The following is a 20,901-nucleotide window of genomic DNA, read 5'->3' on the forward strand; positions in this document are numbered from 1 at the left end:
GCCCGAACGGCTGGCCGGCGCCTGAGGGTTTCGGCCACGCCGTGCGGGTAGCGCCAGGCCATGACTGGATCGCGTCTCGCCGTCGACGTCGGTGGACCGTTCGACGACGCCGTCGCGCGGTACGAGGCGGCGGTGCCCGCGTTCCCGGCCGAACAGTTCGAACGGCTCGCCGACTGGCCGGCGGTGACCGAGCTGACGGACCGCCTCGCCGTGCACGGCTTCCTCATCTACTGGCGGTTCCAGGCCGACCCGCTCATGGGGATCGCCGGGAACACCGCACGCTGCCAGATGTACCTCATGGGCAACCACGTCATCGCCGAGCGGATGTACCGCCACGACCCGGCCGTCATGCTCTACGCCCCGCTGCGCACCGTCATCACGCAGGTGGCCGGCGGGCCGGTGCGGTTCTCGATCGACCAGCCGAGCCGGCAGTTCGCGTCGTTCGGGGATCCGGGCATCGCGGCGGTCGGGCGCGAGCTCGACCACAAGCTCGCCCACCTGCTCGAAGTCCTGGGCTGGCCGGTGCCGCCGGAGCTCGCCGGCTAGGCCGCGCGCGTGATCAGGTCGTGCATGCGCTCCCGGGCCAGCTCCATGCGTATGCGGCGGTCGCGGCGCGGGTCCGTCGTCGCCGGCACGATCGGGGCGCCCAGCACGATGACCATCGTCGGCTTGCGGCGGAACAGGCGGCCCACGCCCGACGGGGCGGTGAAGCGGATCGACAGCGGGATCACCGGCACCCGCGCCCGGGCCGCCAGGTGGAAGGCGCCCTGCTTGAAATCGCGCAAGCCGGTGTCGTACGGCCGCAGCTCCCCCTCCGGGAAGAAGTGCACGATCCGCCCCTGGGCGAGGAAGAGCTCCATCTCGTCGAGGAAACGGGGCAGGCCGGCCGCGGTCGGGGGGACGGCAACGCCGCCCAGGAGGCGTACGAGACCGCCGTACCACGGGTTGTCCAGGTTCATCGCGGCCGCCGTGAAGACCGGGCGGCGCGGGAACAGGGCGAGCCCGACGAGCGCGCTGTCGAGCAGGTGCACGTGGTTGCACACGGTCAGCGCGCCGCCGGTGCGGGGCAGGCGGGCGTCGCCCTCGGTGCGTACGCCCAGGATCAGGCGGGTCAGCACGAACAGCAGCGGGATGGCGACCGCGTAGTAGAAGGCGTTCGAGAGCAGGCGGTAAACCCGGCCGCTGTACCCCGTCGGCGCCTCCCACCCGTGGCCCGCCCGGGCGTAGACGCGCTCGATCGCCTTGACGCTGCGCTCGACCGTGTACATCTCGGCGTAGCGCGCGTACGTCGCCGACGCCGTCGCCAGGGCCTCCGGGTTCTCGATCCAGGCGTCGATCCGCTCGGCGAGCGAGGACGGGTCGCCGGCCCGGAACAGGTTGGCCGGCTCGAGCGCGAACTGGCCGGTGGCGCTGCGGCGGCTGTCCGAGATGACCGGGACGAGCCCGCAGGAGAACGCCTCCATGCACGAGAGGCCCTCGATCTCGGCGTCGGAGGCGTGAACGTACAACTGGCAGGAATGAATCAGCTCGACCAGCTCGGGCTGCGCGTAGTGGCCGAACCGGGCCGGCACCCGCAGCCTCGCCGCCAGCCGGCGCAGTCGCGGCTCGCGGGGCCCGTGCCCGGCGAAGTGCAGCTCGATGCGCCCGGCGTGGCGGGATCGCCGCACGGCGCGGATCAGCACGTCCTGGCGCTTCTCCGGGGAGAGGCGGCCGACCATGAGCACGCGGAACGGCTCGCCGGGCGCGCGCACCGGGGCGGGACCGGGCCGGAAGGCGCTCCCGACGCCGTTGGAAATGACGTGAAGGCGGCTGCGGTACCCGTGCTGGCGCAGCTGCGCCGCGATGAACGTCGACGGGCAGTGGATGTCGGTGAAGCGCCGGTAGAACAGCAGGCGCAGCAGGATGTAGACGAAATGGGCGGCGGGCGGGAACCAGCCCAACCCGATGTTGTACGTGATGTTCTCGGGCTGGATGTGGAAGGCCGCGATCGCCGGCACCCCGAGCCGCCGCGCGATGCGCTCGGCGGCGCGCCCGAGCGGCCAGGGCTGGTAGATGTGCACGACGTCGGCCCCGGCGATGGCCGCGACGAGCGTGTCGCGGACGGGCCGGGCGAACACCGTGTGCTGGCGGTGCGCGAACCGGCTCGCGACGGGCACGACGAGCTCGGGCACCCAGAACATCTCGAACGGCGTGTCGCCGCCGGGCTCCCCGCACGCGACGACCCGCACGGTGTGCCCTCGCGAGACGAGCGTGTCGGCGAAGCGCATCGCCGAGATGGTGGTGCCGTTGTTGCCGACGTTGAACGTGTCGATGACCAGCGTGATGAGCATTGCCGCCCCGCGGACCTGAACGAATGATCAGAACGTTATGCAACACGTACGGGCGGGTCAATCTTCCTGCCGTCGATGGACGCCGACGTGACGCGGGTCACGCTAGCCGGTACTTCCGCCTTGGCCACGCCCTGTCCGGGGCTTGGCCGAGCGCGGCGGGGAAGCCCGCATGTGCGCGCGGACGCGGCCGAGCACGTCGCCGAGCGCGGCCAGGTCGCCGTCGGTCATCGCGTCGAACAACAGTCGCCGGATGCTGTCCACGTGCCCGGGCAGCACCCGCGCGACGAGGTCGCGCCCGGCGCCGGTGACGGCCACGATGACGCTGCGCTCGTCGTCGGGGGAGGGCGAGCGGGTGATGAGGCCGCGCTTGTCCAGCAGCCCGGCCTGATAGGTGAGCCCGCTGCGGCTGTACACCACACCGTCGGCCAGATCGGTCATGCGAAGCCGGCCCCCGGGCGCGTCGACGAGCCGGGCGAGAATCTGGAACTGCACGTAGCTGAGGTCACCGTCGGCGCGCAGATGCTCCTCGACGGCGTAGTGCAGAAGGCTGCTGACCTCCATCAGGGCGAAGTAGGCGCCCAGCTGTTCGGAGTCCAGCCCCGGTTCGGGGTCGCTCACACCGCAAATCTACGGGTTGCACCACACTCGCGAGCGCTGCGCGGCACGATCACCGTGTGCTGGCTCGGGTCATTGCCGCGGCATTGCTCGGTTCATTGTCGCGGCAGCGCTCGGTTCATTGTCGCGGCATTGCTCGGTTCATTGTCGCGGCATCGCCGGGGACCAGCGCACCGGCGGCGTTCCGGCCGCCACGAGCGCCGCGTTGACCCGGCTGAACGGGCGGCTGCCGAGAAAACCGCTCTGGTTCATCGGGCTCGGGTGCCCGGCCCGCAGTACGACATGACGGTCGTTCGTCACCAGTGGCGCCTTCGCCTTCGCCGCCGCGCCCCACAGCACGAACACGACCCGGTCCGGCTTCTCGTTCAGGGCCCGGATCGTGGCGTCGGTGATGTTCTCCCAGCCGTGCCCCTTGTGCGAGTTCGGGGTGCCGGCGCGGACGGTCAGCACGGAGTTCAGCAGCATCACCCCCTGCCGGCACCACGCGGTCAGGTCCCCGGACGGCGGCGGCTCGACGGCGAGGTCGTCGCGCATCTCCTGGTACACGTTGCGCAGGGACGGCGGGACCGGGACACCGGGCGGCACACTGAAGCTCAGCCCGTGGGCCTGCCCGGGCCGGATGTACGGGTCCTGGCCCAGGATGAGCACCCGGGTGGCGGCGAGCGGGCACAACCGGTACGCGGCGTAGATGTCCTGCTTCCGCGGGTACACCGTGGCGGACCGGTACTGCTCGACGACGAACTCGGACAGCGCGGCGACGACGCCGGGGTCGACGTGCGGGGTTACCGCCTCGCGCCAGTCCTCGGGCATGAAGTCCAGGAGGTAGACGGTCATGGCCCGCAATCTATCGAGCGGCCGGCCCGCGAGCGCTCGGGGCTTCACGGTCCGACGCGGATCTTGTGACCGACCGAGAGGCCCCGTGACGCCATGATCAATGGTGAAATGGCCTCTACCTCTGTGGACACCTGGCCGCTGCGACGCGGCGTCAGGCGGCGTCGAAGCCCAGGTCTGCGATCTTGTCGGCGGTCGCGGCAAGGTGAATCCACGTGCCGAGCTGGTCGAGGTCCGTGCAGTTGGTGATGTCGGCACGAACGTTCTCCGGAACCTCCACGCCGCGGGCATTGAGTACGGCCAACACGGCGCGGGCTTCGCCCTTGGCTTTGCCCTCGGCTTTTGCTGACAGCGCGGTGGAGCGGGTCCCGGGCATCGCGATGAGGATCGTGTGGAAGGGGGATGGCACAGCTGAGGACGCTAGCGACGGGTGCTCACACGACGCCAGCCCTTGTGTCACGCACTGTGAACCATGTTGCCGGCGGTCACCAGCCTCGGGCGCGCCTCGCAAACGCGGAAGTCAAGGCTCTGCAGATGCGGAAAATATTTGGCTGATCTGCGGATTTAGGGCATGGTTGACGGGTGGATGGTGCGCTTACGGGCCTGGCCGAGCGGCGCTTGGCGGCCGTGCTTGGCGATCGGTTGAACGAGGAGCCGACGGTCGTGCTGAACGGGCCGCGGACGGTCGGCAAGAGCACCCTGCTCACCGGGTGTGCCCAGCGGCTCGACAGGACCGTAATCGACTGCGACGATCCGGCCACTCGGGCCGCGGTCCGGAATGACCCCGGGCGATTCGTGGAAGGGCCCGGCCCGATCTTTATCGACGAGTTTCAGCACGTTCCGGAGCTTCTCGATGCGATCAAGGCCGAGCTCAATCGTGATCTGAGCCCAGGGCGCTTCGTACTCGCCGGATCGACCCGGTATTCGACGCTGCCCCAGGCCGGCCAGTCGTTGACGGGGCGCGTCGACATCATCGATGTTCTGCCGCTCGCTCAGATGGAGATCGACGGCAACGACGCGGAGCCGTTCGTCCACCGGGTGCTCGCCGGCCTCGCGTTCGCGAACTCGGCGGAGCGCTCGATGACAAGCCGGGACGAGTACGCCCGGCGGGTGACCTCCGGTGGCCTGCCCGTCGCGTTGCGGCGTCCTCCGGGGAGGTCGCGGTCGCGCTGGTACAGCAATTATCTCGATCTTGTCATCGAGCGTGACGTCATCGAGCTCAGTCGCGTCCGGCAGCGCGAGATGCTTCCCCGCCTGCTGAACCAGCTCGCCGCGCGATCGGGACAGGTGCTGAACATCGCGGCGACCGCGCAGGCGGTCGGGATGGAGAAGAGCAGCGCAGAGAACTACCTGCGACTACTGGAAGCGGTGTTCTTGATTCAGCGCCTGCCCGCCTGGGGTACGACCTTGGGCTCCCGGGTTGCGCGTCAGCCCAAGGTGCACATGGTTGACGCCGGCGTGATGGCGTGGCTGCTCGGGCTGAGCCCGGAGAAAATCTCGCGGTCGGACCCAGCCGTTCTGACCGACTACGGTCACTTGATCGAGACGTTCGCCGTGGGCGAGATCCTCAAGCAGCTCAGTTGGTGGGACGCTCCGGTCGCGGCAGGTCATTTCCGAACCGCGACCGGCGACGAGGTCGACCTTGTTCTCGAGGGCGACGACGGCGACGTCGTTGCTTTCGAGATCAAGGCCGGCTCTCGTATCCACGGCGAGGATCTACGCGGGATTCGGGCCTTGCGGAGCCGGCTCGGCGATCGGCTGGTCGCCGCCGTCCTCCTGTACACGGGGGATCTTGCGTTCACGCATGAGGAGGGTGCGTCGGTCGTACCCCTCGACGCGTTGTGGAGATGACCGGCTACCAGCCTCGGGCGCGCCACTCGTCCAGGGATGGGCGCTCGGTGCCGATGGTCGAGCTCTTGCCGTGGCCCGGGTAGAAGGTGACGCCGTCGGGCAGGCGGTCGAAGAGCTTCGTGGTCACGTCGTGGTACAGGGATTCGAAGTCGGCCTTGTTGCCGTGGGTGTTGCCCACGCCGCCCGGGAAGAGTGAAGCACATTAGCGGGTAACATGCAATGCATGTCGATGCGCGACGCGGTGTACGCCCGGATCTCGGAGGATGACCTCGGCACCGAGAGGGGCGTGAACAGGCAGTTGGAAGACGGTCGAGCGCTCTCGGCCGCTCGCGGCGGCCAGGTCGTAATGGAGCTGCACGACAACGACGTCTCGGCCTTGAACGGTGCCCACCGACCCGGCTACGAGACCGTGATGGCCGCTGCCGCAAGCAGGCAGATCGACCGGATCATCGTCTTCCACACGTCGCGCCTTTGGCGCAACCGCCGCGAGCGCGCCGACGGCATCGACCAGCTGAAGGCGGCCGGCGTCTCGGTTCTGTCGGTGAAGGGCCCCGAGCTGGACCTGTCGACCGCCGCTGGACGCATGATGGCCGGCATCCTCGGCGAGTTCGACACAGCCGAGAGCGAGATCAAAGGGGAGCGGGTCGCCCGAGCCGCTCTGCAACGCGCGCAGGAGGGCCGTGCCAACGGCGCCGTCCTGTACGGCTGGCGCCGGGTGCACGAGTTTGACGACCAGGGCAGGGCGACCGGCTTCGCTGATGAGGTCGACGAGGAGTCGGCGGACGTGGTCCGCGCAATTGTCGCGCGTTTGCTGGACGGCGAGACGCTCCGTGGCATCACCGAGCGCCTCAATGAGCAAGGCGTTCCTGCGCCGGGCGCCGGCCGACGCCGTAGCCATCGCGCGAAGGGCCAGAGCGACACCGGTGCGCTGTGGAACAAGACCAGCGTCAAGAAGCTCGCAATTCGCCCTGCCAACGTGGCGCTTCGCGTCTACCACCGCGGCCGACCCGACGAGGCACTCCTGCCGGCCGCGTGGCCGCCGATCGTGTCTCAGGACGACCACGACCGCGTGGTCGCGCTCGTGACCGCGCCAGATCGCGGCGTGAAAAGCGTTGCCAGGCCAGGATCTCGGGTGCATCTGCTGTCGTGGGGGATCGGGGAGTGCGGCGTCTGCGGAGGTCACCTCAGAGTCGCCCGCAAGGGCAACATGAGGTACGGATCGAAGAAGCTGCTGTACTTCTGCGACACCAAAGGCTGCGTCGGCCGCGGCCGCGACCGCGTTGACGACTTCGTCGGCCGGGTGGTCATCGCTCGCCTATCCCAACCTGACGCCGCCGACCTCCTGGCCCACGACGACAAGGCGATGGTCGAGGCACTCGCCCGCGCAGACGTGCTCCGGGCGAAACTGGCGAGCGCTGCCGACGACTACGTGGATGAGCGCATCACGGCAGAGCAACTGCACCGCATCACAGCACGCCTGCGCGGCCAGCTCGACGAGGCCGAGGCCCTGGCCCGTTCAGCCCAGCTCACGCCGCACGCGAAGTTGGTACTCGACTTGGCTGGCGAGACGGCAGCCGCCACATGGGCGAGTTTTTCGCTGAGCCAGAGGCGGGCCGTGCTGGCGACGCTGTTGGAGTCCGTTCGCATCCTTCCAGTGCTTCGCCGAGGTCCCGGATTCGATCCGCGCACGGTCGAGATTGTCTGGCGCGAAGGATCCGCCCGCCACTGATCACCGGGTGGCATCGACGCTGATGCACGCCATCTGCACCACGTGCGGAACAATACTGCCGTGAACCTGCAGCAGGCGCTGGACGTCGTCAGCACGCCACTTCGAGTCCGCGGATATAGCGACGATGATCTTGTAGCTAACGTCGCAAAGCATGCCCCATCCGATGCGCCGCGCTTGTCCACTGTCCCGGCACTGCATGGCGACCGGGCGATCAGACCAGCAGATGTCCTACTGCGCCTCGCCACGGCAACCAGGCCGCTGTATCAGGCGGAGGTGTACGACGTCCATGCGCATTGGGGTCTGCTCCGATATCTCGGCTTGTTCGCCGAGGGTAGCGGCGGACGCCTGGCCTTGTCAGCTGCGGGGAGGCGGATCGTTGCCAACCAGCGGCGCGTCACCTCTGAGGAACTCGGCATCGGCTTCGCGGTCCTCCTTTCCGAAGAATGGATCAATACCTGGCGACGCGGTCGGTCAACCGTCCGCACGGTCGATGTCGATGTGGCGTTGGCGAGCGGTGCAATCTCTGCTGCCGAGTTACGGCTCCTGGTGGAGAAGACAAAAGCAAATCGACCGGACTACCTCGCAATCGCGGAGTCGATCAGCCGGCCAGGTCGTTTCAGCGTGGGCCTGCTGGAGTGCAAAGGCACCAAGAATCGGCCCAACGCCTACAGGCAGCTGGCGCGTGCAGGTGCTCAGCTCGACAGCATCATGGTCGGAGGTCGAGCACCCAGCGGACTGGCCGTCAGTACTGTCGCGGCAAACGGCTCGATCACCTACCACGCTCTCCAGCACCGGCCGGAAATGACACGACGAGCAGCTGACGCATCCGTGAGCGAAATATTGTCACAGCCGTCGGGCACTGCTGACGATGAGCTGGAGGTCGACTTCAATGAGGTGCCGCTCGAAGAGCTGCCTGAGGTCGACCTTGGGCGTGGCCGGCCAGTAGATCTGCTTCAGATGACCGCCACCGCACTTCGTGGCTCATGGGCGACGTTGGCTGAGTTGTCGGGGAACGACCAAGCGTTTCAGCGGTGGGCTCCAAGTGTCATGCGAGCACGGGTCAGCCGGACCGATGCTGATCGGCCGCGACGCGAGAGGGTCGATGTCGACGGCGTCAGCGTCATCGGAGTCAGCAATGCGATTTCGCTGCCCGGCGGGCAGCTTCAGGTCGTGCTCGGCGTCGAAGCCGAAGTCGACGAGGCACTCGCCGCCGGTGACTCGACCGACGTCATCGCTGCCCAACGCGGGGTCTTCCGTCGAGAACTGCGTTACCGGCATGGTGAACGGCGATCTGCCTCGGTCGTCAGCATCGCGGACGACGGCTCAGCCCTTGTACTGAATCCGCGGTAGCCCCGCCGATCAGGCCGGTGGCACTGTTCCCTCGTGCCACCGACCCCGTCGATCAGGCTGCCTCGGTGCGTTCTTCGCGAGCACGGAGGAACGAGGCAATCTTTGCGCGCTGAGCGACGGTGAGCGGCGGAGCTTGTTTGATCAGCTCCTGTACGTACTGGTCAAGGTCCTTTTCGGTCCAGCGACGGGCGAGCCGTCCACCGTCGGCGGACGCCGACGTCTGCGTTGATGTCGAGCTGCGCGCGGTAGTGGCGTTGGATGCCACATCGCGGCGTCGAGGCATGTCCCTCCACGTTGATAAGCGGTCGGGTTCGACTGCGCTGGGTCATGGGCATCCCTCCTTCCTTGGGTTCGGTTCGACAGAGTCGGGTTCCTGGCTGCTTGAGCTACGCGGCCGACTCGTTGGAGTCGTGGACGGCGTTGCTCAGTTCTGTCAGGGCGAGCAGGGCGCCTTCATGCCGGTGCAGCCACCAGACGGCCTCGGCCGGCGACCAGAGGTCGCTCGTCCTGGCTGTCGTGGCGATGGGCACCGCCGTTGGACGTTCAGTCAGTCGGCGCTGCAGATTGACCGCCCGCGCCGGGCTGTGAAGTGAGAAGAGCACCGGCCACAGGCGGCCGGTCACTCGTGCGAGATCGAGGTAACCGTCGACCTTGTCGATCAGCTTCCACAAAGGTTCGGTGCCGGTGTCGTACTCCAGGAAGAACGGCACCGTCCGGTCGCCTTCGGTCCAGATGCCGTGCCCATCGGGGCGGACACGCGCTGTGTACGCCCGGACCTGGACGGAGTCCTCTGGTTCCGCGAAGGCGCCGCTGCCCTGGCAACGCGCGGCCGGCCACCACCGGTCGAGGCTGGCTTCGTTGTGCGTGCGGGCGTAGGACGCGAGGTCGATGAAGAACTGGTTGGTGCCGAGCAGATGCGGCAGGTTGGCTCGGTTGGTCAGGTGCCAGCGCCGTCGCCGGGCCTGGTCCTTGCGCGGAAGGTCTTCGCCTCGCTGGGCGGCGATGACTTCGGTACCCAGCTGTGCAAGGACGTAGTGGTACGGATACGAGCCGCCGTCCGCTCGTTGTGGGCGGAATCGATCGACCACGCGGAGCGCGAGCAGCTTCCGCAGGCGCCGTTGAGCGAAGTTGACGGACGGATAGAGGGCCGCTGCGATTTGTGCGCTGGTGAGCAAACCGTGATCCGCGAGCCAGCCGAGCAGCACGATGTCACGAGCAGTGAGCGCGGATTGAACCCGCAGCAGTGGCTCGGTCAGAGATACCGCCGTGTAGGGCTGTACCCCGTCGGGAGACCCCTAGGAGTAGGGTCTGTCGGGCCAAGGGCAGGTGTCAAGATCTGAAGGCTGACCTGGGCTGTTGGGTCGCCGAGGGGGTCCTGTTCGGTGTCCCGCTCAAGCAGGACATCCAGGTTGCTATCCAGCGGGATCAAGGACAGGACACCCAACCGGCCGTACCGCAGATGAAGAGCATTCGGTCGTTCACGACGATGAATAGACTGCACAGTCCTCCACGTATTTGGTGGTTGGGCGAAGTGCACTCCAACGGGTCGACGTTGACCTCGTGCGTTGTTGGAGCGCTGTCGCCTGGCGTGGCGCAATTGTTAGCCGGTAGCCGCTGGACATGCAATATCTGATAGACGAACTTCTCTTTCTGCTACCCAACAGCTCCAGAGCGTTACCGACTCCCGGCCTTGAAGGCGCCGAGAACCGGTATGTTGGCGACCTGATTCGGGCCGAGGTGATCGAGAATGATGCCCGCCGGGCGTCGTGGCGGTCCGCACGTGATGACCTCGTTGGGAGTCACGATCACGTCGACGCTGAAGTCGTGTTCCGTCTCCGGCAGGTCGTCATCGACGACCTGGAGGTCGTGAACGGTGGTGACGATGGTGGTCGCTGGCCCGATGAGGCCCGCCTCGGCGAGCAACGCCACCTCGATGTCGGAGTAGCCGGCTCCTTTGCCGACTCGCACGCCGGCGCGGTTGACCGCGACGCTGCCGCAGACGATGAGGTCGACCGGCTGCATGCGATCCACGCCGACCTTCTCGGCCAGCTCCGCGGCGCCGCCACTAGTTGCGAGGACCTCGATCGGCGCATCGATAGCGGCTGGGTCGAGCCGATAGAAGGGCTCGGGCGTCGCGAGCTTCGGCACCGCCATGAACAGCAGTTTGCCGGCGTTGACCGCGGCAATCCGTACCGGCAGCTGCGCCGTGTCGGGGTTGGCCTTGATGACGGCAGCCGCTCGCCACACGTCCAGCGCGGCGAGGCGCTCTGCGGCTTGCTCAGCGCCGAAGAAGCTCGGGATGTGGCCGTGTACGTCAGGCGGGGCGGCGCCTTCGGACTGCAGCGCGTCCCACACTCTGTGCCGGGCGGCGGTCTTGAGGTCGTCGACTGAAGTGTCCGGCATGGCGGCTCCTACGCGGTCGTCATCAGCGTCAACAGCCTATCCATTACGTCGTCGACGACCGGTTGCTCACGCCAGGGCCGCAACTCGCGCGCGGCGGCGAACACCACCGTCAACCCACCTCCGCTACGAGTCCGTTCGACTACGTCGATCGCCTCGTTCAGCCGTACAACAGCGGCATCGACATCGCGTTGGCGGATGCTGGCGAGCGCCAGGTTGCCCAACACGATCGCGGTCGACTTGCGCTGTTGGGTAAGGAACTGCCGCGTGGACTCCAACGCCGCTTCGGCTCGCTGCGGCTTGCCGAGGGAGAGCCAACAGGAGCCCGCAAGGCGTCCGTACTGGCTGGGGCAGAACAACATCGCTGCCGACTCGTCTGGAGCAATCCGCGCGAAGTGCTGCTCCGCGGTACCAAGCGCAGTCTCGCAGCCGCGGCGGTCACCCAACATGGCACGCGCCTCACCAACGTGCAGTTGGGCAAGGCCGGCGATCACCTGACTGTCGTTCCGGCTCGTCATCGCCGCCCGGTGCGCCAACGTGAGGCCAGCAGCGGGATCGGCGGTCCCGTACAGCGCGAGGTAGCTCTTGCGCAGTTCCGCGTTTGCCGCTGCAACCACGTCGCGGACCTGATGCGCGGCGTCGATCGCCTGGTCGAAGTAGGCGCCTGCGGCGGCGTGGTCGCGTCGCTGCGAGGCGTCCCAGACCAGCTGCCCCATCAGCGTTGCCGACTCTACGGTTGCCGCGATCAACGCCCGCTGCAGCACTCCAGTGGTTGCGAACCGACGAAGGAACGCTACCTGCCCGTGCAGTTGGCCAACCGAGGCCAACAGCAGCGACGACGGCACGGACTCGTACTGCTCATCGAACCGTTGGAGCCGATCCCGTAGGTAGGCGACCGTCACGAGGTCGACTCGGCCGGGATGCTTGAGGACGTAGTCAAGGCGATCGTCGGGTCGCGACGGTGCCTCGCCGACGTCGGCGATGAGTTCGGCCAACTCCTCGACCGTAACTTTCAGGGCCGCAGCCAACCGCGGCCGATGCCAGGGCTGTGGCTCGGTGTCCGCCCGCTCCCAGCGGACCACGGTCGACCGATCCACCTGCATGATTTCAGCGAGTCGCTCCTGACTCAGCCCAACAGTCTTGCGGCGCTGCGCCAGCCGGTGACGCCTGTCGGGCATTGGTTGGCCTCCCCGTCGCCGCACAAAGTCGTGATGACCAACCCATTCACGCAGCTCACGGCCCACGACGCAACGAGGATGCAACAGTTCTGCGCACTCGACGCAATGGGACCAATGCCCGGATCGCGGTTGATTGGACTCATGGCCCGAGGCGGGTGCTGGCGGCCAGCGGACAACGGCACAAGTCGCTGCCCTCGCGAACCAAAGCCCGCCCGCCTCGGCGCCGCCAACCGACGACGATACGCGGGAGCCTGACATGACATCCATTGTCTGGGAAACCCCGGCAGAGCTCGAAGAAGCTTCGACCCGGAGGCAGCTAGACGATGCTCACGCGCAACTCGCCGAGCGGGCTGTCGAACTGGAGATCGCACACCAACGAGCCGAGGTGGCACTTGCTGTCGCGCAGCTCGTTGGTCTTCTGGTAGAGAACGACGGCCTTGCCTACGTCACCGTCGACATCGTGGACTGCTGGCGAAGCCTTGATCCCGAAATCCGGGACAGTTACGTTGATCAGCCGCACGAGACGTGCCTTCAAGTGTTCGCAGGCGAGTACGTGGCTCTGGTAGACCGATCCTGGCATTCTCCTTGCAGAAGCGATGAACTAGACCACGACGTAGTAGAAAAGTTGTGCGTGTTGAGTTGGCAGATGCACATCGCTCGCGTACGGCAGCGGCAGATTTTGTGCGAACCGGTAGACTCAACTTGGTTGGAACAGTTCCCAGTACCGACGGGTGCCCTGTAGGGCCTCACCTAACTCTCCTCCGTGCCAGGTGGCGGCTTCGCTGTTGCTATCACGGGAACGCTAGAAGCGTCCACCCATTGCGTAAGTGATAATTCGTGCAACGATGGCAATTCCCTGATTGAGATGTTCCAGTACTGGAAGCCCTGCCGCGCGGCCGTGGACCACATCGTTTCGGATTCTACGCAGTGAGACTAGTGTCTCGACTTCTTCAGGGGAAATAGGTATTCCGTCTTGAGCGAGGCGAAACCTGAACTTTGCCATCGTGGGTGCATCGTTCAAGTAGCCGATCATGTCTTCGACACGACGTTTTTTCTCGCCAGTAAACATGCCGCGAAGTTTCTTTCGAATTTCTGACAATTCGGACTGTGAGAAGGTGTTCGGTACGCGGGTTCCTCCGACATAGAACTCTATTGCCTCCCAAAGCGCTGTGATCTGGAGGACCGGAGATTCTGACAGGATCGCTCTAGCTGTAGCAATTAGAGCCTGGTCGAGGCCTGCTCGAAGTGATCGATTCAACGAAGGCTTTAGTTCGGCAGCGTCATGCCCAATGTGCATCGTTCGGGTCGTCGCTGGATCTATGAGGTCCCGAATCCATGAGCGCTTCGATCTAAGTCCTCGCATTGCCGCCATAGGAATTCTCCTAGGTCGAAAATGAAGCGATCGCCTTGTCCAATGGTTGACCTCGCCATTGGGCAATTGGGCGTACGAGTAGCGGGTTCTGACTAGGAGCCATGCTAACGATGTATCAATGACGGCCATTGCTGTCCGCTCCGCATCGATTAGCAGATTCGCACTCTCGTATGCTACGGCGTAAGCAGAAAAGTCCGCAAATGTCGAAGCCGGGGGCGAACTCACATCGTAGCCCTCAAGGAGAGGGCCGATTGCACTCCGAGGAACTATTGCTATATTTCCCACCCGGATCGGGTTGCTTACCTCAATCCCTTCCACTGGAGAGGCAATTTCGAATGTCTCATATGGAAGGGAATCCAAGCCTTCAATGTCGATCTTGTCCGCTGTTAGCCCGCCGCCTCTCGCCAGCGTGTAGATTGCCTCTTTCGCTGGAATTCTGTATACCCAAGCGCCAATAGTTCGATCGTTGAGTTGAGGGAGGGGTTCTGCCTCAATTCTAATACCCTCACCTGCGGCAGCAACGCTTGTTACCTTCCCGGTAAATCTTCTTGCTCCTGTATGTGCCTCGTCGACCGTGAGTTGACTGCTAAAATCTGCAGTTCTAATGGCGGGATGCGCCAGTGATAAATCAATATTTGCTCTAGTGTTTCGATTCATCCCGACATTAAGTACACCCCCGGTGTATGCATTTGAAAGGTTGGCCTCGCCGAGGCGAATTTTGAATTTTCCTAGAACACCTGAAGCGGCAAGGTGGAAGGGATCTTCGGGTAGGGGTGCAAGTCCTTCCTTACGCGCCATCGCCAGCCTCCTTGATAGCCGCCCTGATTGCCGCCTGTTCCCTGTATAGAGTGCGGGTGATCTGATCTAACCAGTACCGAACGAGCGGTATTATAGTCCCGAGTTTCGGCGGTTCTCCGGAGCTTAAGCGAAGTGCAAGATCGCTGATCCTTGTAAATTCATCTGCATTGAGAAGTCGGCGAGCGGTCTCGACTGTCTTGGACAGATTTGCTACCAAGCCAAGATAGATCAGAGCGCCCTCGTAATAGCCACGATCCGCACAATTCTGTGAAAGTGACAGGTATTGGAGCACCTGTTGGTCGGCGTCAACCTTGGTGCCGTTCGCAAGCGCGTCGAGTTCGTTTTCCATCCGAATCGCCGCTACGCCGACGTCTCGCGTTAACGAGAATCCCCCCATCTCCCACCACGTTAAGATTCTGCCGCTTTCGATGTCGACTGCTTGGGCAGTCGGCTCGCGGAGTCCTCTCATTGCGCGCAGAAGATCCTTCACAATGCAAATCTCGGCCAACAGAGATTGTGTCATTTGCTGTTGGCCGGTCGCATCCGGATGTATCTTGGCAGCATCGGACGCGGGCAATGGGTCCGCAGGAAGGCGATCGTTGAGGTTGTTGGAGTTGATAGTGTGCGACCTTTCATTAACCGCGCTTATCATCGCCGCAATCACTGATGCCCACTTTTCGGACGCTGGTTTCGCCCAGTCGTTAACGACTTTTAAGGCGTCGGACCACATTCGCTCGATGTCGGTCGAAAGACTGCTCGCCTCGGCGATGAGCAATGTTAGATCGATCGCAGGTTTGGCGTGATCATCAGGAGCTTTAGCGGTCGCATCTTTTGCGTCGGCACCAGGATGGTTCGTGGCAGGGTCGGCGCGGCTATTGCTCACTGCAGCCCGGGCCATGTCGCGTCTGCCCAGGATGTGATGAGCGGCCCTTATAGCGTGCATTGTCTGCTGCACGTCACTCAGCGGTAGATTTAGAATCTTTAGCTCAGAACTGCCCGCACGAACGATCGGCACACCGTATACAACCTCGGCGGCCAGCATTGCTAGCTTTTCGGCGGCAGAGGCGATCTCCGCTTCACCAGCTACCAAATCCATAGCGGCAATGACCTGCATGTCATTCAAGAGTGCCGCGATGAATTGGTCAGCGCGTACTGGAGGCCCTCCGTTCGGCGTGAGCGAGGATGCCAGTATTGGTATCAAGACTGGTGGCAGGGTATCCGTCGGAATGAGGGCAAGGATTTCATCGGACGTGATCTGTGCGAGACGCACGGCGTAGGCAATTGATTGCGTTACGGGGGTGCCTGGTCGATCTCGAAGCCAGTCTGCGGCGGTAGTAAGAATGCGTCGAAATATGCGATTTGCTTGCGCGATATCTTCTCCGTTTATTGCTCGCGCTTTTGCGACGGCATCGGTTGCGCCTTCGATGTGGTGATAGAATTCGCGAGCTGCAGCATCTAGCTGATTCCAGCTCCAGTTAGAGCCGAATGCGTACATAGCATGATTCGCGGCAATGATGGATTCGTATTCGGCGGGATCGAGCTGTCGAATATCGGTGAACTCGTGAGGCATTCCAATTTTGCTGTCCCCGGCAGATTGTCTCGCCAGGAACCATACTTCTTGTTTCGGCCGGGAATTTTGATCGTTTGACAAAACGTGCTCCGCTGGGGGCGAGTGGTAATGGCTATTGCGTTTCTCCGTGCCGTTTAGTCCTGCTTCTGCGGTAATTCGGAAGATTGGACCGCGTTGTTGGAGGGTTTGTCTGCTTCGGATGCAGAGTATAGTCCTGTGGCTCAGGACTGCATATCCGGTTTAGTGCCAGGGGCTGACGTAGCTTGCCTGTAGTTGTTAAGCTGTGCGGTCTTCGGTGGTTAATCTTGACTAGAAGTGCTGAGTGGCATCGTGCACAACGAACAGAGACATCGACGACGAGGGTTCGCACCTGCCATGACTGGCCTGCGAACCAGGTGGCCAGTTCCTGATGGCACCGAAGTTGCAATTTCTGCCGCGAGTCGAGCCTTGATGACGAGTTCGTGTTCGCCGTCGAGTGGCTCGTTTGTCGACGGTGCAGAGTCGCTCGGGTCGACAAGCTTCCACCGCCGAGGAGTACCAGCGGCGGGGGATCGCTTCGCGACGCTGCGAGAACCCTGGACTGGAGCGGTACACGGGCAATGAGCATCTCGTCGATGCGGGAGCATCCGGGCATTCTGGCGCGTGGTCTGCGCTGATGTCCTCGGCTCCTACTTGCGGCGACCTGTGCGCGCACGTCACTCCTCGCTGAGTGACGCACGCGTCAGGTTCGTTAGCCCTGAAGGGGGCTTGCCAACAGCCGGCGGACATGCCGTTCGGACAGGCCAAGTGCCTGAGCAATGTCCTGCCGCGTCGCGTCCGGACGTTCCATCCGAATCTTTGAGATGGCGTGAGCGGTATCGGCTGCTGAACGGCGGCGGACATTCGGCGAGGAAGACCTTGCGGTCTCGCCCTGCGGCGCTTGTACGGTGGGCGAGGCGTCGACGGTCGGTGGCTGTGCGGCGTGTGATCGGCGGGCGCGTGCGAGCATCTCAACCACCAACAGCAGTGCAACTGCCGGCCATGCTGCGACGATCCGCGCCCCAGCGGTCGGTTCGGCAGCGGCTATGTTCGCGGCGACGCTCGCAGCTACCCCGGCCACGAACGCGATCCGTGCCGACCATCGGACACGTCCGCCGTGGCGCTTGTCGTCGACCATCACGGTTGAGGCGACGATGAGCATCCCGTCCACGGAGATGGGTAGCACGTAGGCCACCTCTGGCCGCTCGCCGAACCGCAGAGCGACGTGGACCATGTGACTCCACGATGACCAGGCCGCAATCGATGCGACGGCCGCCGTGCTGGCGGCACGCGCCAGCCGTATAGCGTTCATCAAGCGTCCTGAGGTGACGGCCGGAGGCGTGTCCGGATGTCCGCAGCAATGGCCGGGTCAACGGCCGGACGTCCGCCGAGGTTCAGAGTGCACTGGACATCGGCCCAGTGTGACCACCGGACATAGGCCTCGTCCTCGGTGAGTCCGGTCGCACCCGCGACGTCGCTCAGCGGCGCGCCGGACTCGAAGGCGCGGTGCATGGTGAGTGGCTGCCACCGGCTCCACCACGACACCACAGCCGCGGCAAGGGCAAGTTCTTCGAGTGCTGCTTCGGCCGGCTCGCCGGCAGGCTGCCGGCGCTGGGTGTGGTTGAACAGGTCCAGCAAGAGTTGGAACGGATTGCGGTCCGCGGCCTCAGCGAACGTCAACGGCGGGGTGCTCATCGGCGCCGTCCTTCGTCCGCGAGGACGGCGAGGATTCCGACGACGCGGCGGAATGCGGCGTACGCCTCGGCGTCATTCGAAAGGGTCCGGTCTTCCAGGACCTCCAGAAGCGTCCGCACCAGTTCGACGATGTACGGGTCGCGGACGACGCGCGTCAGTGGCATGCGCGCCACGACCCAAGGTGAGATGCGTGGGATGGATGGGACGGTCATTGCTCAGGAACTCCTCCGACATGGGGAACAAGGTCGGGGGTCCTGAGCCGGCAACGGCTACCAGCCTCTGGCGCGCCACTCCGGGATCGACGGCCGCTCCGTGCCCAGTGTCGAGTCCTTGCCGTGCCCCGGGTAGATCACCGTCTCATCCGAGTAGACCCCGAAGATCTTCTCTTCCAGGTCGTCCATCAGAGACTTGAAGTCCGCTGGGTTTGTGGTCCGTCCAGGACCCCCGGGGAACAGGGCGTCGCCCGTGAAGAGGTGGCCGCCCTCCTCGGGGTAGTACAGGGCGATCGAACCCGGGGTGTGGCCCACCAGGTGGATGACCGAGAGGCTGCAGTCGCCCACGTGCAGGGTGTCGCCCTCGTTCAGGTGGGCCGTCACCACCGGGATCTCCGGGGCGTCGGCCGGGTGGGCCAGGGACTGTGCGCCCGTCGCGTCGACGACCTCCTGGAGGGCCATCCAGTGGTCCGCGTGGCGGTGGGTGGTCACGACCGCGCGGATGCCGCCCGGCTCGATGAAGCGCAGCAGGCGCCCGGCGTCGTTGGCCGCGTCGACGAGGACGGCGTCGCCGTTGGCGCGGCAGCGCAGGAGGTATGCGTTGTTGTCCATCGGGCCGACGGACAGGGACGAGATCTCGAGTCCGGTGCTCATTTCCAGGCCTCCAGGTCGGGCAGTTCGCCGGTCAGGCCGGCTCCGTCGCCGCGGCCGGTCAGCCAGGCGGCGAGTGCGTGGACCGGTCCGGTGACGGTCGGGGCGTCGGGGACCGTGAGCAGGACGGTGCCGTCGGGCGTGGCGAGGGTGGCCGCGCGCGGGGTGGCCGGGTCGTGCAGCAGGCGCAGGGGGAAGGCCTCGGGCCAGTCGGCCGGTTGGTACGCGGCAGCGAGGTCGACGTGGTGCAGCTCGACCTCGCAGAGGCGCGTCCAGACCAGGCGGGCGGCCGGGATCTCGGCGCCGGAGGGCAGTGCGACGACCGCGGACCACGCCTCGGGCGGCAGCGCGTCGATCGCGGTGGCCAGGCGGGTTGCGGCGGCGGCGAGGTCGGCGCGCTGGACGGCGGCCGGGCGGCCCGCGCCGGCTTCGATGTCGGCCTCACGGGCGTCGGCGCCGGCGTAGGCGGGGGTGCGAATGCCGGTGCGGGCCCAGGTGAGCAGGTTCACGTACGCGTCGGCGTTGCGGGCCAGGTGCGTGACCACGTGGCCGCGCGTCCAGCCGGAGCAGAGCGAGGGCTCGGCGAGGCCGGCGTCGTCAAGGGATTCGACGGTGGTGAGCAGGCGCTCGGTGGCTCGCCCGAGCTCGGGCGAGAGGACCAGTGGATCGGCGGTCACACCGAACACATTATCGCTGTCGTACCCCCACCGCGGGCGGGAGGTCGCCGACGGCCCAGTGCAGTTCGTCCTCCCAGTCGGCCACGCTGAGGTCGACGGTCTCGAAGGACAGGCGGGCGCCGATGGGCTTTCCGAGGTACCCCGCGAAAAGATCGTGCACCACGACCAGCCGCTGGCCGACCGCGAAAGCCGCGGGGTCGTCACCGCGCGCGGTGCGCACCTCGAGGCGGCCGTAGATGCCCATGTCCGCGTCGGTCCCGCGCTCCTCGACGATCACGTCCAGGATCTCGTCCTCGGCCCCCACATGAAAGCCGTAGCACATCCCGCCGAAGGTGAGCCAGAACCGCATCAGCGAGTCGTCCTGCCCAGGGGACACGTGCCACTGTACGTCGGCCCGCTCGAGGCGGAGTCCGACGGCGCCGGCCAAGACATGCGAGGGGAGCACGTCCCCGACCATAGCCCCGATATTCGGTTTCGCGTTGTGGACGCGCTACCTACCGTGGGTTTCCGAACGCCAGTTCGGTTCTGAGAGGATTACTGTGAGTGTTGACCTGTCGGCCCTCGGATGGGACGACGGTTTCGCCGAGGCTTTCGGGCGCTTTGCCGTGCTCGGGCAGCGTCCCGCGCGGGTGAGCCGTGTGGATCGGGGCGTCTGCACCGCGCTCGCGGCCGGCGGACCCGTGCGCGCCAGCGTGGCCGGTGGGCTGCTCGCCCGGGCCGCCCAGGACCCGGGCGCGCTGCCGTGCGCGGGGGACTGGCTGGTCGTGCGCGACTGGCCGGACGGGCGGTTGACGGCGGAGGCGGTACTGCCGAGACGCACCGCCATCGTCCGCGCGACGGCCGGCGAGGAGTCGTTCGGGCAGGTCCTCGCGGCGAACATCGACGCCGTGGCGGTCGTCGAGCCCATCGACCCGTCGCCCGACCCCGGCCGCATCGAGCGCCTGCTGGCGCTCGCGTGGGAGTCAGGGGCGAAACCTCATCTGGTACTGACAAAGGCCGATCTGGCCGCGGACCCCGAGGCGATCGCGGCGCAGATGCCGGGCCGGGCCTCGGGCGTCACGGTGCACGCGGTCAGCGCGCGCACCGGGCTCGGCCTGGACGGGCTGCACCCCCTTGTCGCGCGCGGACGCACGCTCGGGCTGCTCGGCGCGTCCGGGGCGGGCAAGTCGAGCCTGGTCAACGCGCTCGCCGGGGCGCCGGTGATGCAGACGCGGGCCTTGCGCGCGGACGGGCGCGGGCGGCACACCACCACATACCGCGCGTTGATCCCCATGCCGGACGGCGGGGCGGTGCTGGACACGCCCGGCGTCCGCCTGGTCGGCATGTTCGACACCGTCACCGGTCTCGATCGGGCCTTCGCGGATGTGACGCTGCTCGCCCAGGCCTGCCGGTTCGACGACTGCCGCCACGGCGACGAGCCCGAATGCGCCGTGCGCGCGGCCGTCGAGGAGGGCGAGCTGAGCCCGCGGCGCTATGCGAGTTGGCAGAAACTGCAAAAAGAGCAGAAGCTGGCAGCGGTACGCCGGGTGCGTCGTGAAAGCCGCGAGCGCCGCCGTCCGGCCCGGGGCTAGCTGGTGCGCTTCCCCCGTTCGAGGACCCCTCGGGCGGGCGGCGGCCAAAAAAT

General features: G+C 65.8%; 21 protein-coding genes and 1 pseudogene. 5 read left to right on the forward strand and 17 right to left on the reverse strand.

What is annotated here, in order from left to right; all coding sequences use genetic code 11:
* Positions 1–60 precede the first annotated feature (60 nt).
* Positions 61–546 (forward strand): DUF302 domain-containing protein, encoded by a 486-nt coding sequence (locus AB0B76_RS32880; RefSeq protein WP_360382708.1) that lies wholly within the window; start codon positions 61–63, stop codon positions 544–546.
* Here the strand turns inward: AB0B76_RS32880 and AB0B76_RS32885 are convergent.
* From AB0B76_RS32885 to AB0B76_RS32900, 4 genes are all read right to left on the reverse strand, one after another.
* Positions 543–2,330 (reverse strand): glycosyltransferase, encoded by a 1,788-nt coding sequence (locus tag AB0B76_RS32885; protein WP_360382710.1) that lies wholly within the window; start codon positions 2,328–2,330, stop codon positions 543–545. The two genes, AB0B76_RS32880 and AB0B76_RS32885, sit on opposite strands and share 4 nt — an antisense overlap.
* Before the next feature lie 102 nt (positions 2,331–2,432).
* Positions 2,433–2,948, reverse strand: coding sequence for a MarR family winged helix-turn-helix transcriptional regulator (locus AB0B76_RS32890; RefSeq protein WP_360382712.1), 516 nt, complete (start codon positions 2,946–2,948; stop codon positions 2,433–2,435).
* Between the two features lie 138 nt (positions 2,949–3,086).
* Positions 3,087–3,779 carry a uracil-DNA glycosylase gene (locus AB0B76_RS32895; protein ID WP_360382713.1) on the reverse strand — a complete coding sequence of 231 codons (693 nt, stop codon included), beginning with the start codon at positions 3,777–3,779 and terminating at the stop codon, positions 3,087–3,089.
* A 151-nt stretch (positions 3,780–3,930) separates the two neighbouring features.
* A complete protein-coding gene (locus tag AB0B76_RS32900) occupies positions 3,931–4,185 on the reverse strand; it encodes a hypothetical protein (protein ID WP_360382715.1) in 255 nt (84 codons plus the stop codon).
* A gap of 173 nt (positions 4,186–4,358) precedes the next feature.
* Between AB0B76_RS32900 and AB0B76_RS32905 the strand changes: the two genes are divergently transcribed.
* Positions 4,359–5,627, forward strand: coding sequence for an ATP-binding protein (locus AB0B76_RS32905; protein WP_360382717.1), 1,269 nt, complete (start codon positions 4,359–4,361; stop codon positions 5,625–5,627).
* Positions 5,628–5,631: 4 nt separating this feature from the next.
* Here the strand turns inward: AB0B76_RS32905 and AB0B76_RS32910 are convergent.
* Positions 5,632–5,823 (reverse strand): annotated as a pseudogene (locus AB0B76_RS32910) (MBL fold metallo-hydrolase); the annotation flags it as partial.
* 27 nt (positions 5,824–5,850) lie between these two features.
* On the opposite strand from AB0B76_RS32910, the gene AB0B76_RS32915 reads away from it, so the two are divergent.
* Together AB0B76_RS32915 and AB0B76_RS32920 are read left to right on the forward strand one after the other, a co-directional pair.
* Complete coding sequence (locus AB0B76_RS32915) at positions 5,851–7,356, forward strand: recombinase family protein (protein ID WP_360382718.1); 1,506 nt, start codon at positions 5,851–5,853, stop codon at positions 7,354–7,356.
* 60 nt (positions 7,357–7,416) lie between these two features.
* Complete coding sequence (locus AB0B76_RS32920) at positions 7,417–8,706, forward strand: hypothetical protein (RefSeq protein ID WP_360382719.1); 1,290 nt, start codon at positions 7,417–7,419, stop codon at positions 8,704–8,706.
* A gap of 386 nt (positions 8,707–9,092) precedes the next feature.
* Here AB0B76_RS32920 and AB0B76_RS32925 read toward each other — a convergent pair whose 3' ends face one another.
* The 12 genes from AB0B76_RS32925 to AB0B76_RS32980 form a co-directional block, all read right to left on the reverse strand.
* Positions 9,093–9,962: a replication-relaxation family protein gene (locus tag AB0B76_RS32925; protein ID WP_360382902.1), complete on the reverse strand. Its 870-nt coding sequence runs from the start codon at positions 9,960–9,962 to the stop codon at positions 9,093–9,095.
* Positions 9,963–10,380: 418 nt separating this feature from the next.
* Positions 10,381–11,109, reverse strand: a complete 729-nt coding sequence (locus AB0B76_RS32930; protein ID WP_360382721.1) for a 5-formyltetrahydrofolate cyclo-ligase — start codon at positions 11,107–11,109, stop codon at positions 10,381–10,383.
* Between the two features lie 8 nt (positions 11,110–11,117).
* Entirely contained in the window at positions 11,118–12,284 is a 1,167-nt protein-coding gene (locus AB0B76_RS32935) for a helix-turn-helix transcriptional regulator (protein WP_360382722.1), read from the reverse strand.
* Between the two features lie 316 nt (positions 12,285–12,600).
* The gene (locus AB0B76_RS32940; RefSeq protein ID WP_360382723.1) at positions 12,601–12,804 is read right to left on the reverse strand and encodes a hypothetical protein; all 204 of its coding nucleotides are present in this window, start codon (positions 12,802–12,804) and stop codon (positions 12,601–12,603) included.
* Between the two features lie 282 nt (positions 12,805–13,086).
* Positions 13,087–14,454: a hypothetical protein gene (locus tag AB0B76_RS32945; RefSeq protein ID WP_360382725.1), complete on the reverse strand. Its 1,368-nt coding sequence runs from the start codon at positions 14,452–14,454 to the stop codon at positions 13,087–13,089.
* Positions 14,444–16,024 carry a hypothetical protein gene (locus AB0B76_RS32950; RefSeq protein WP_360382727.1) on the reverse strand — a complete coding sequence of 527 codons (1,581 nt, stop codon included), beginning with the start codon at positions 16,022–16,024 and terminating at the stop codon, positions 14,444–14,446. The genes AB0B76_RS32945 and AB0B76_RS32950 overlap by 11 nt, the downstream gene beginning before the upstream one ends.
* 730 nt (positions 16,025–16,754) lie before the next feature.
* A complete protein-coding gene (locus AB0B76_RS32955; RefSeq protein ID WP_360382728.1) occupies positions 16,755–17,354 on the reverse strand; it encodes a DUF2637 domain-containing protein in 600 nt (199 codons plus the stop codon).
* A complete protein-coding gene (locus AB0B76_RS32960) occupies positions 17,354–17,737 on the reverse strand; it encodes a hypothetical protein (RefSeq protein WP_360382730.1) in 384 nt (127 codons plus the stop codon). Before AB0B76_RS32960 ends, AB0B76_RS32955 begins: the two co-directional genes overlap by 1 nt.
* Positions 17,734–17,901 carry a hypothetical protein gene (locus AB0B76_RS32965; protein ID WP_327005497.1) on the reverse strand — a complete coding sequence of 56 codons (168 nt, stop codon included), beginning with the start codon at positions 17,899–17,901 and terminating at the stop codon, positions 17,734–17,736. Before AB0B76_RS32965 ends, AB0B76_RS32960 begins: the two co-directional genes overlap by 4 nt.
* 105 nt (positions 17,902–18,006) lie before the next feature.
* Positions 18,007–18,603 carry an MBL fold metallo-hydrolase gene (locus AB0B76_RS32970; RefSeq protein ID WP_360382732.1) on the reverse strand — a complete coding sequence of 199 codons (597 nt, stop codon included), beginning with the start codon at positions 18,601–18,603 and terminating at the stop codon, positions 18,007–18,009.
* Positions 18,600–19,277, reverse strand: a complete 678-nt coding sequence (locus tag AB0B76_RS32975; protein WP_360382733.1) for a maleylpyruvate isomerase family mycothiol-dependent enzyme — start codon at positions 19,275–19,277, stop codon at positions 18,600–18,602. The genes AB0B76_RS32970 and AB0B76_RS32975 overlap by 4 nt, the downstream gene beginning before the upstream one ends.
* Before the next feature lie 10 nt (positions 19,278–19,287).
* Entirely contained in the window at positions 19,288–19,722 is a 435-nt protein-coding gene (locus AB0B76_RS32980; RefSeq protein ID WP_360382735.1) for a hypothetical protein, read from the reverse strand.
* 94 nt (positions 19,723–19,816) lie between these two features.
* Here AB0B76_RS32980 and rsgA point away from each other — a divergent pair, with 94 nt between their 5' ends.
* On the forward strand, positions 19,817–20,848 hold the full coding sequence (gene rsgA / locus AB0B76_RS32985; protein ID WP_360382736.1) for a ribosome small subunit-dependent GTPase A: 1,032 nt from the start codon (positions 19,817–19,819) through the stop codon (positions 20,846–20,848).
* Positions 20,849–20,901 lie beyond the last annotated feature (53 nt).

The sequence above is a fragment of the Dactylosporangium sp. NPDC049140 genome (assembly GCF_040648435.1).

Bases quoted from the DNA above. Each gene is read 5' to 3' on its own strand.
- AB0B76_RS32880 (WP_360382708.1), top strand. From the start codon at position 61: ATGACTGGATCGCGTCTCGCCGTCGACGTCGGTGGACCGTTCGACGAC.
- AB0B76_RS32885 (WP_360382710.1), bottom strand. From the start codon at position 2,330: ATGCTCATCACGCTGGTCATCGACACGTTCAACGTCGGCAACAACGGC.
- AB0B76_RS32895 (WP_360382713.1), bottom strand. From the start codon at position 3,779: ATGACCGTCTACCTCCTGGACTTCATGCCCGAGGACTGGCGCGAGGCG.
- AB0B76_RS32915 (WP_360382718.1), top strand. From the start codon at position 5,851: ATGTCGATGCGCGACGCGGTGTACGCCCGGATCTCGGAGGATGACCTC.
- AB0B76_RS32930 (WP_360382721.1), bottom strand. From the start codon at position 11,109: ATGCCGGACACTTCAGTCGACGACCTCAAGACCGCCGCCCGGCACAGA.
- AB0B76_RS32935 (WP_360382722.1), bottom strand. From the start codon at position 12,284: ATGCCCGACAGGCGTCACCGGCTGGCGCAGCGCCGCAAGACTGTTGGG.
- AB0B76_RS32945 (WP_360382725.1), bottom strand. From the start codon at position 14,454: ATGGCGCGTAAGGAAGGACTTGCACCCCTACCCGAAGATCCCTTCCAC.
- AB0B76_RS32950 (WP_360382727.1), bottom strand. From the start codon at position 16,024: ATGCCTCACGAGTTCACCGATATTCGACAGCTCGATCCCGCCGAATAC.
- AB0B76_RS32955 (WP_360382728.1), bottom strand. From the start codon at position 17,354: ATGAACGCTATACGGCTGGCGCGTGCCGCCAGCACGGCGGCCGTCGCA.
- AB0B76_RS32960 (WP_360382730.1), bottom strand. From the start codon at position 17,737: ATGAGCACCCCGCCGTTGACGTTCGCTGAGGCCGCGGACCGCAATCCG.
- AB0B76_RS32965 (WP_327005497.1), bottom strand. From the start codon at position 17,901: ATGCCACTGACGCGCGTCGTCCGCGACCCGTACATCGTCGAACTGGTG.
- AB0B76_RS32970 (WP_360382732.1), bottom strand. From the start codon at position 18,603: ATGAGCACCGGACTCGAGATCTCGTCCCTGTCCGTCGGCCCGATGGAC.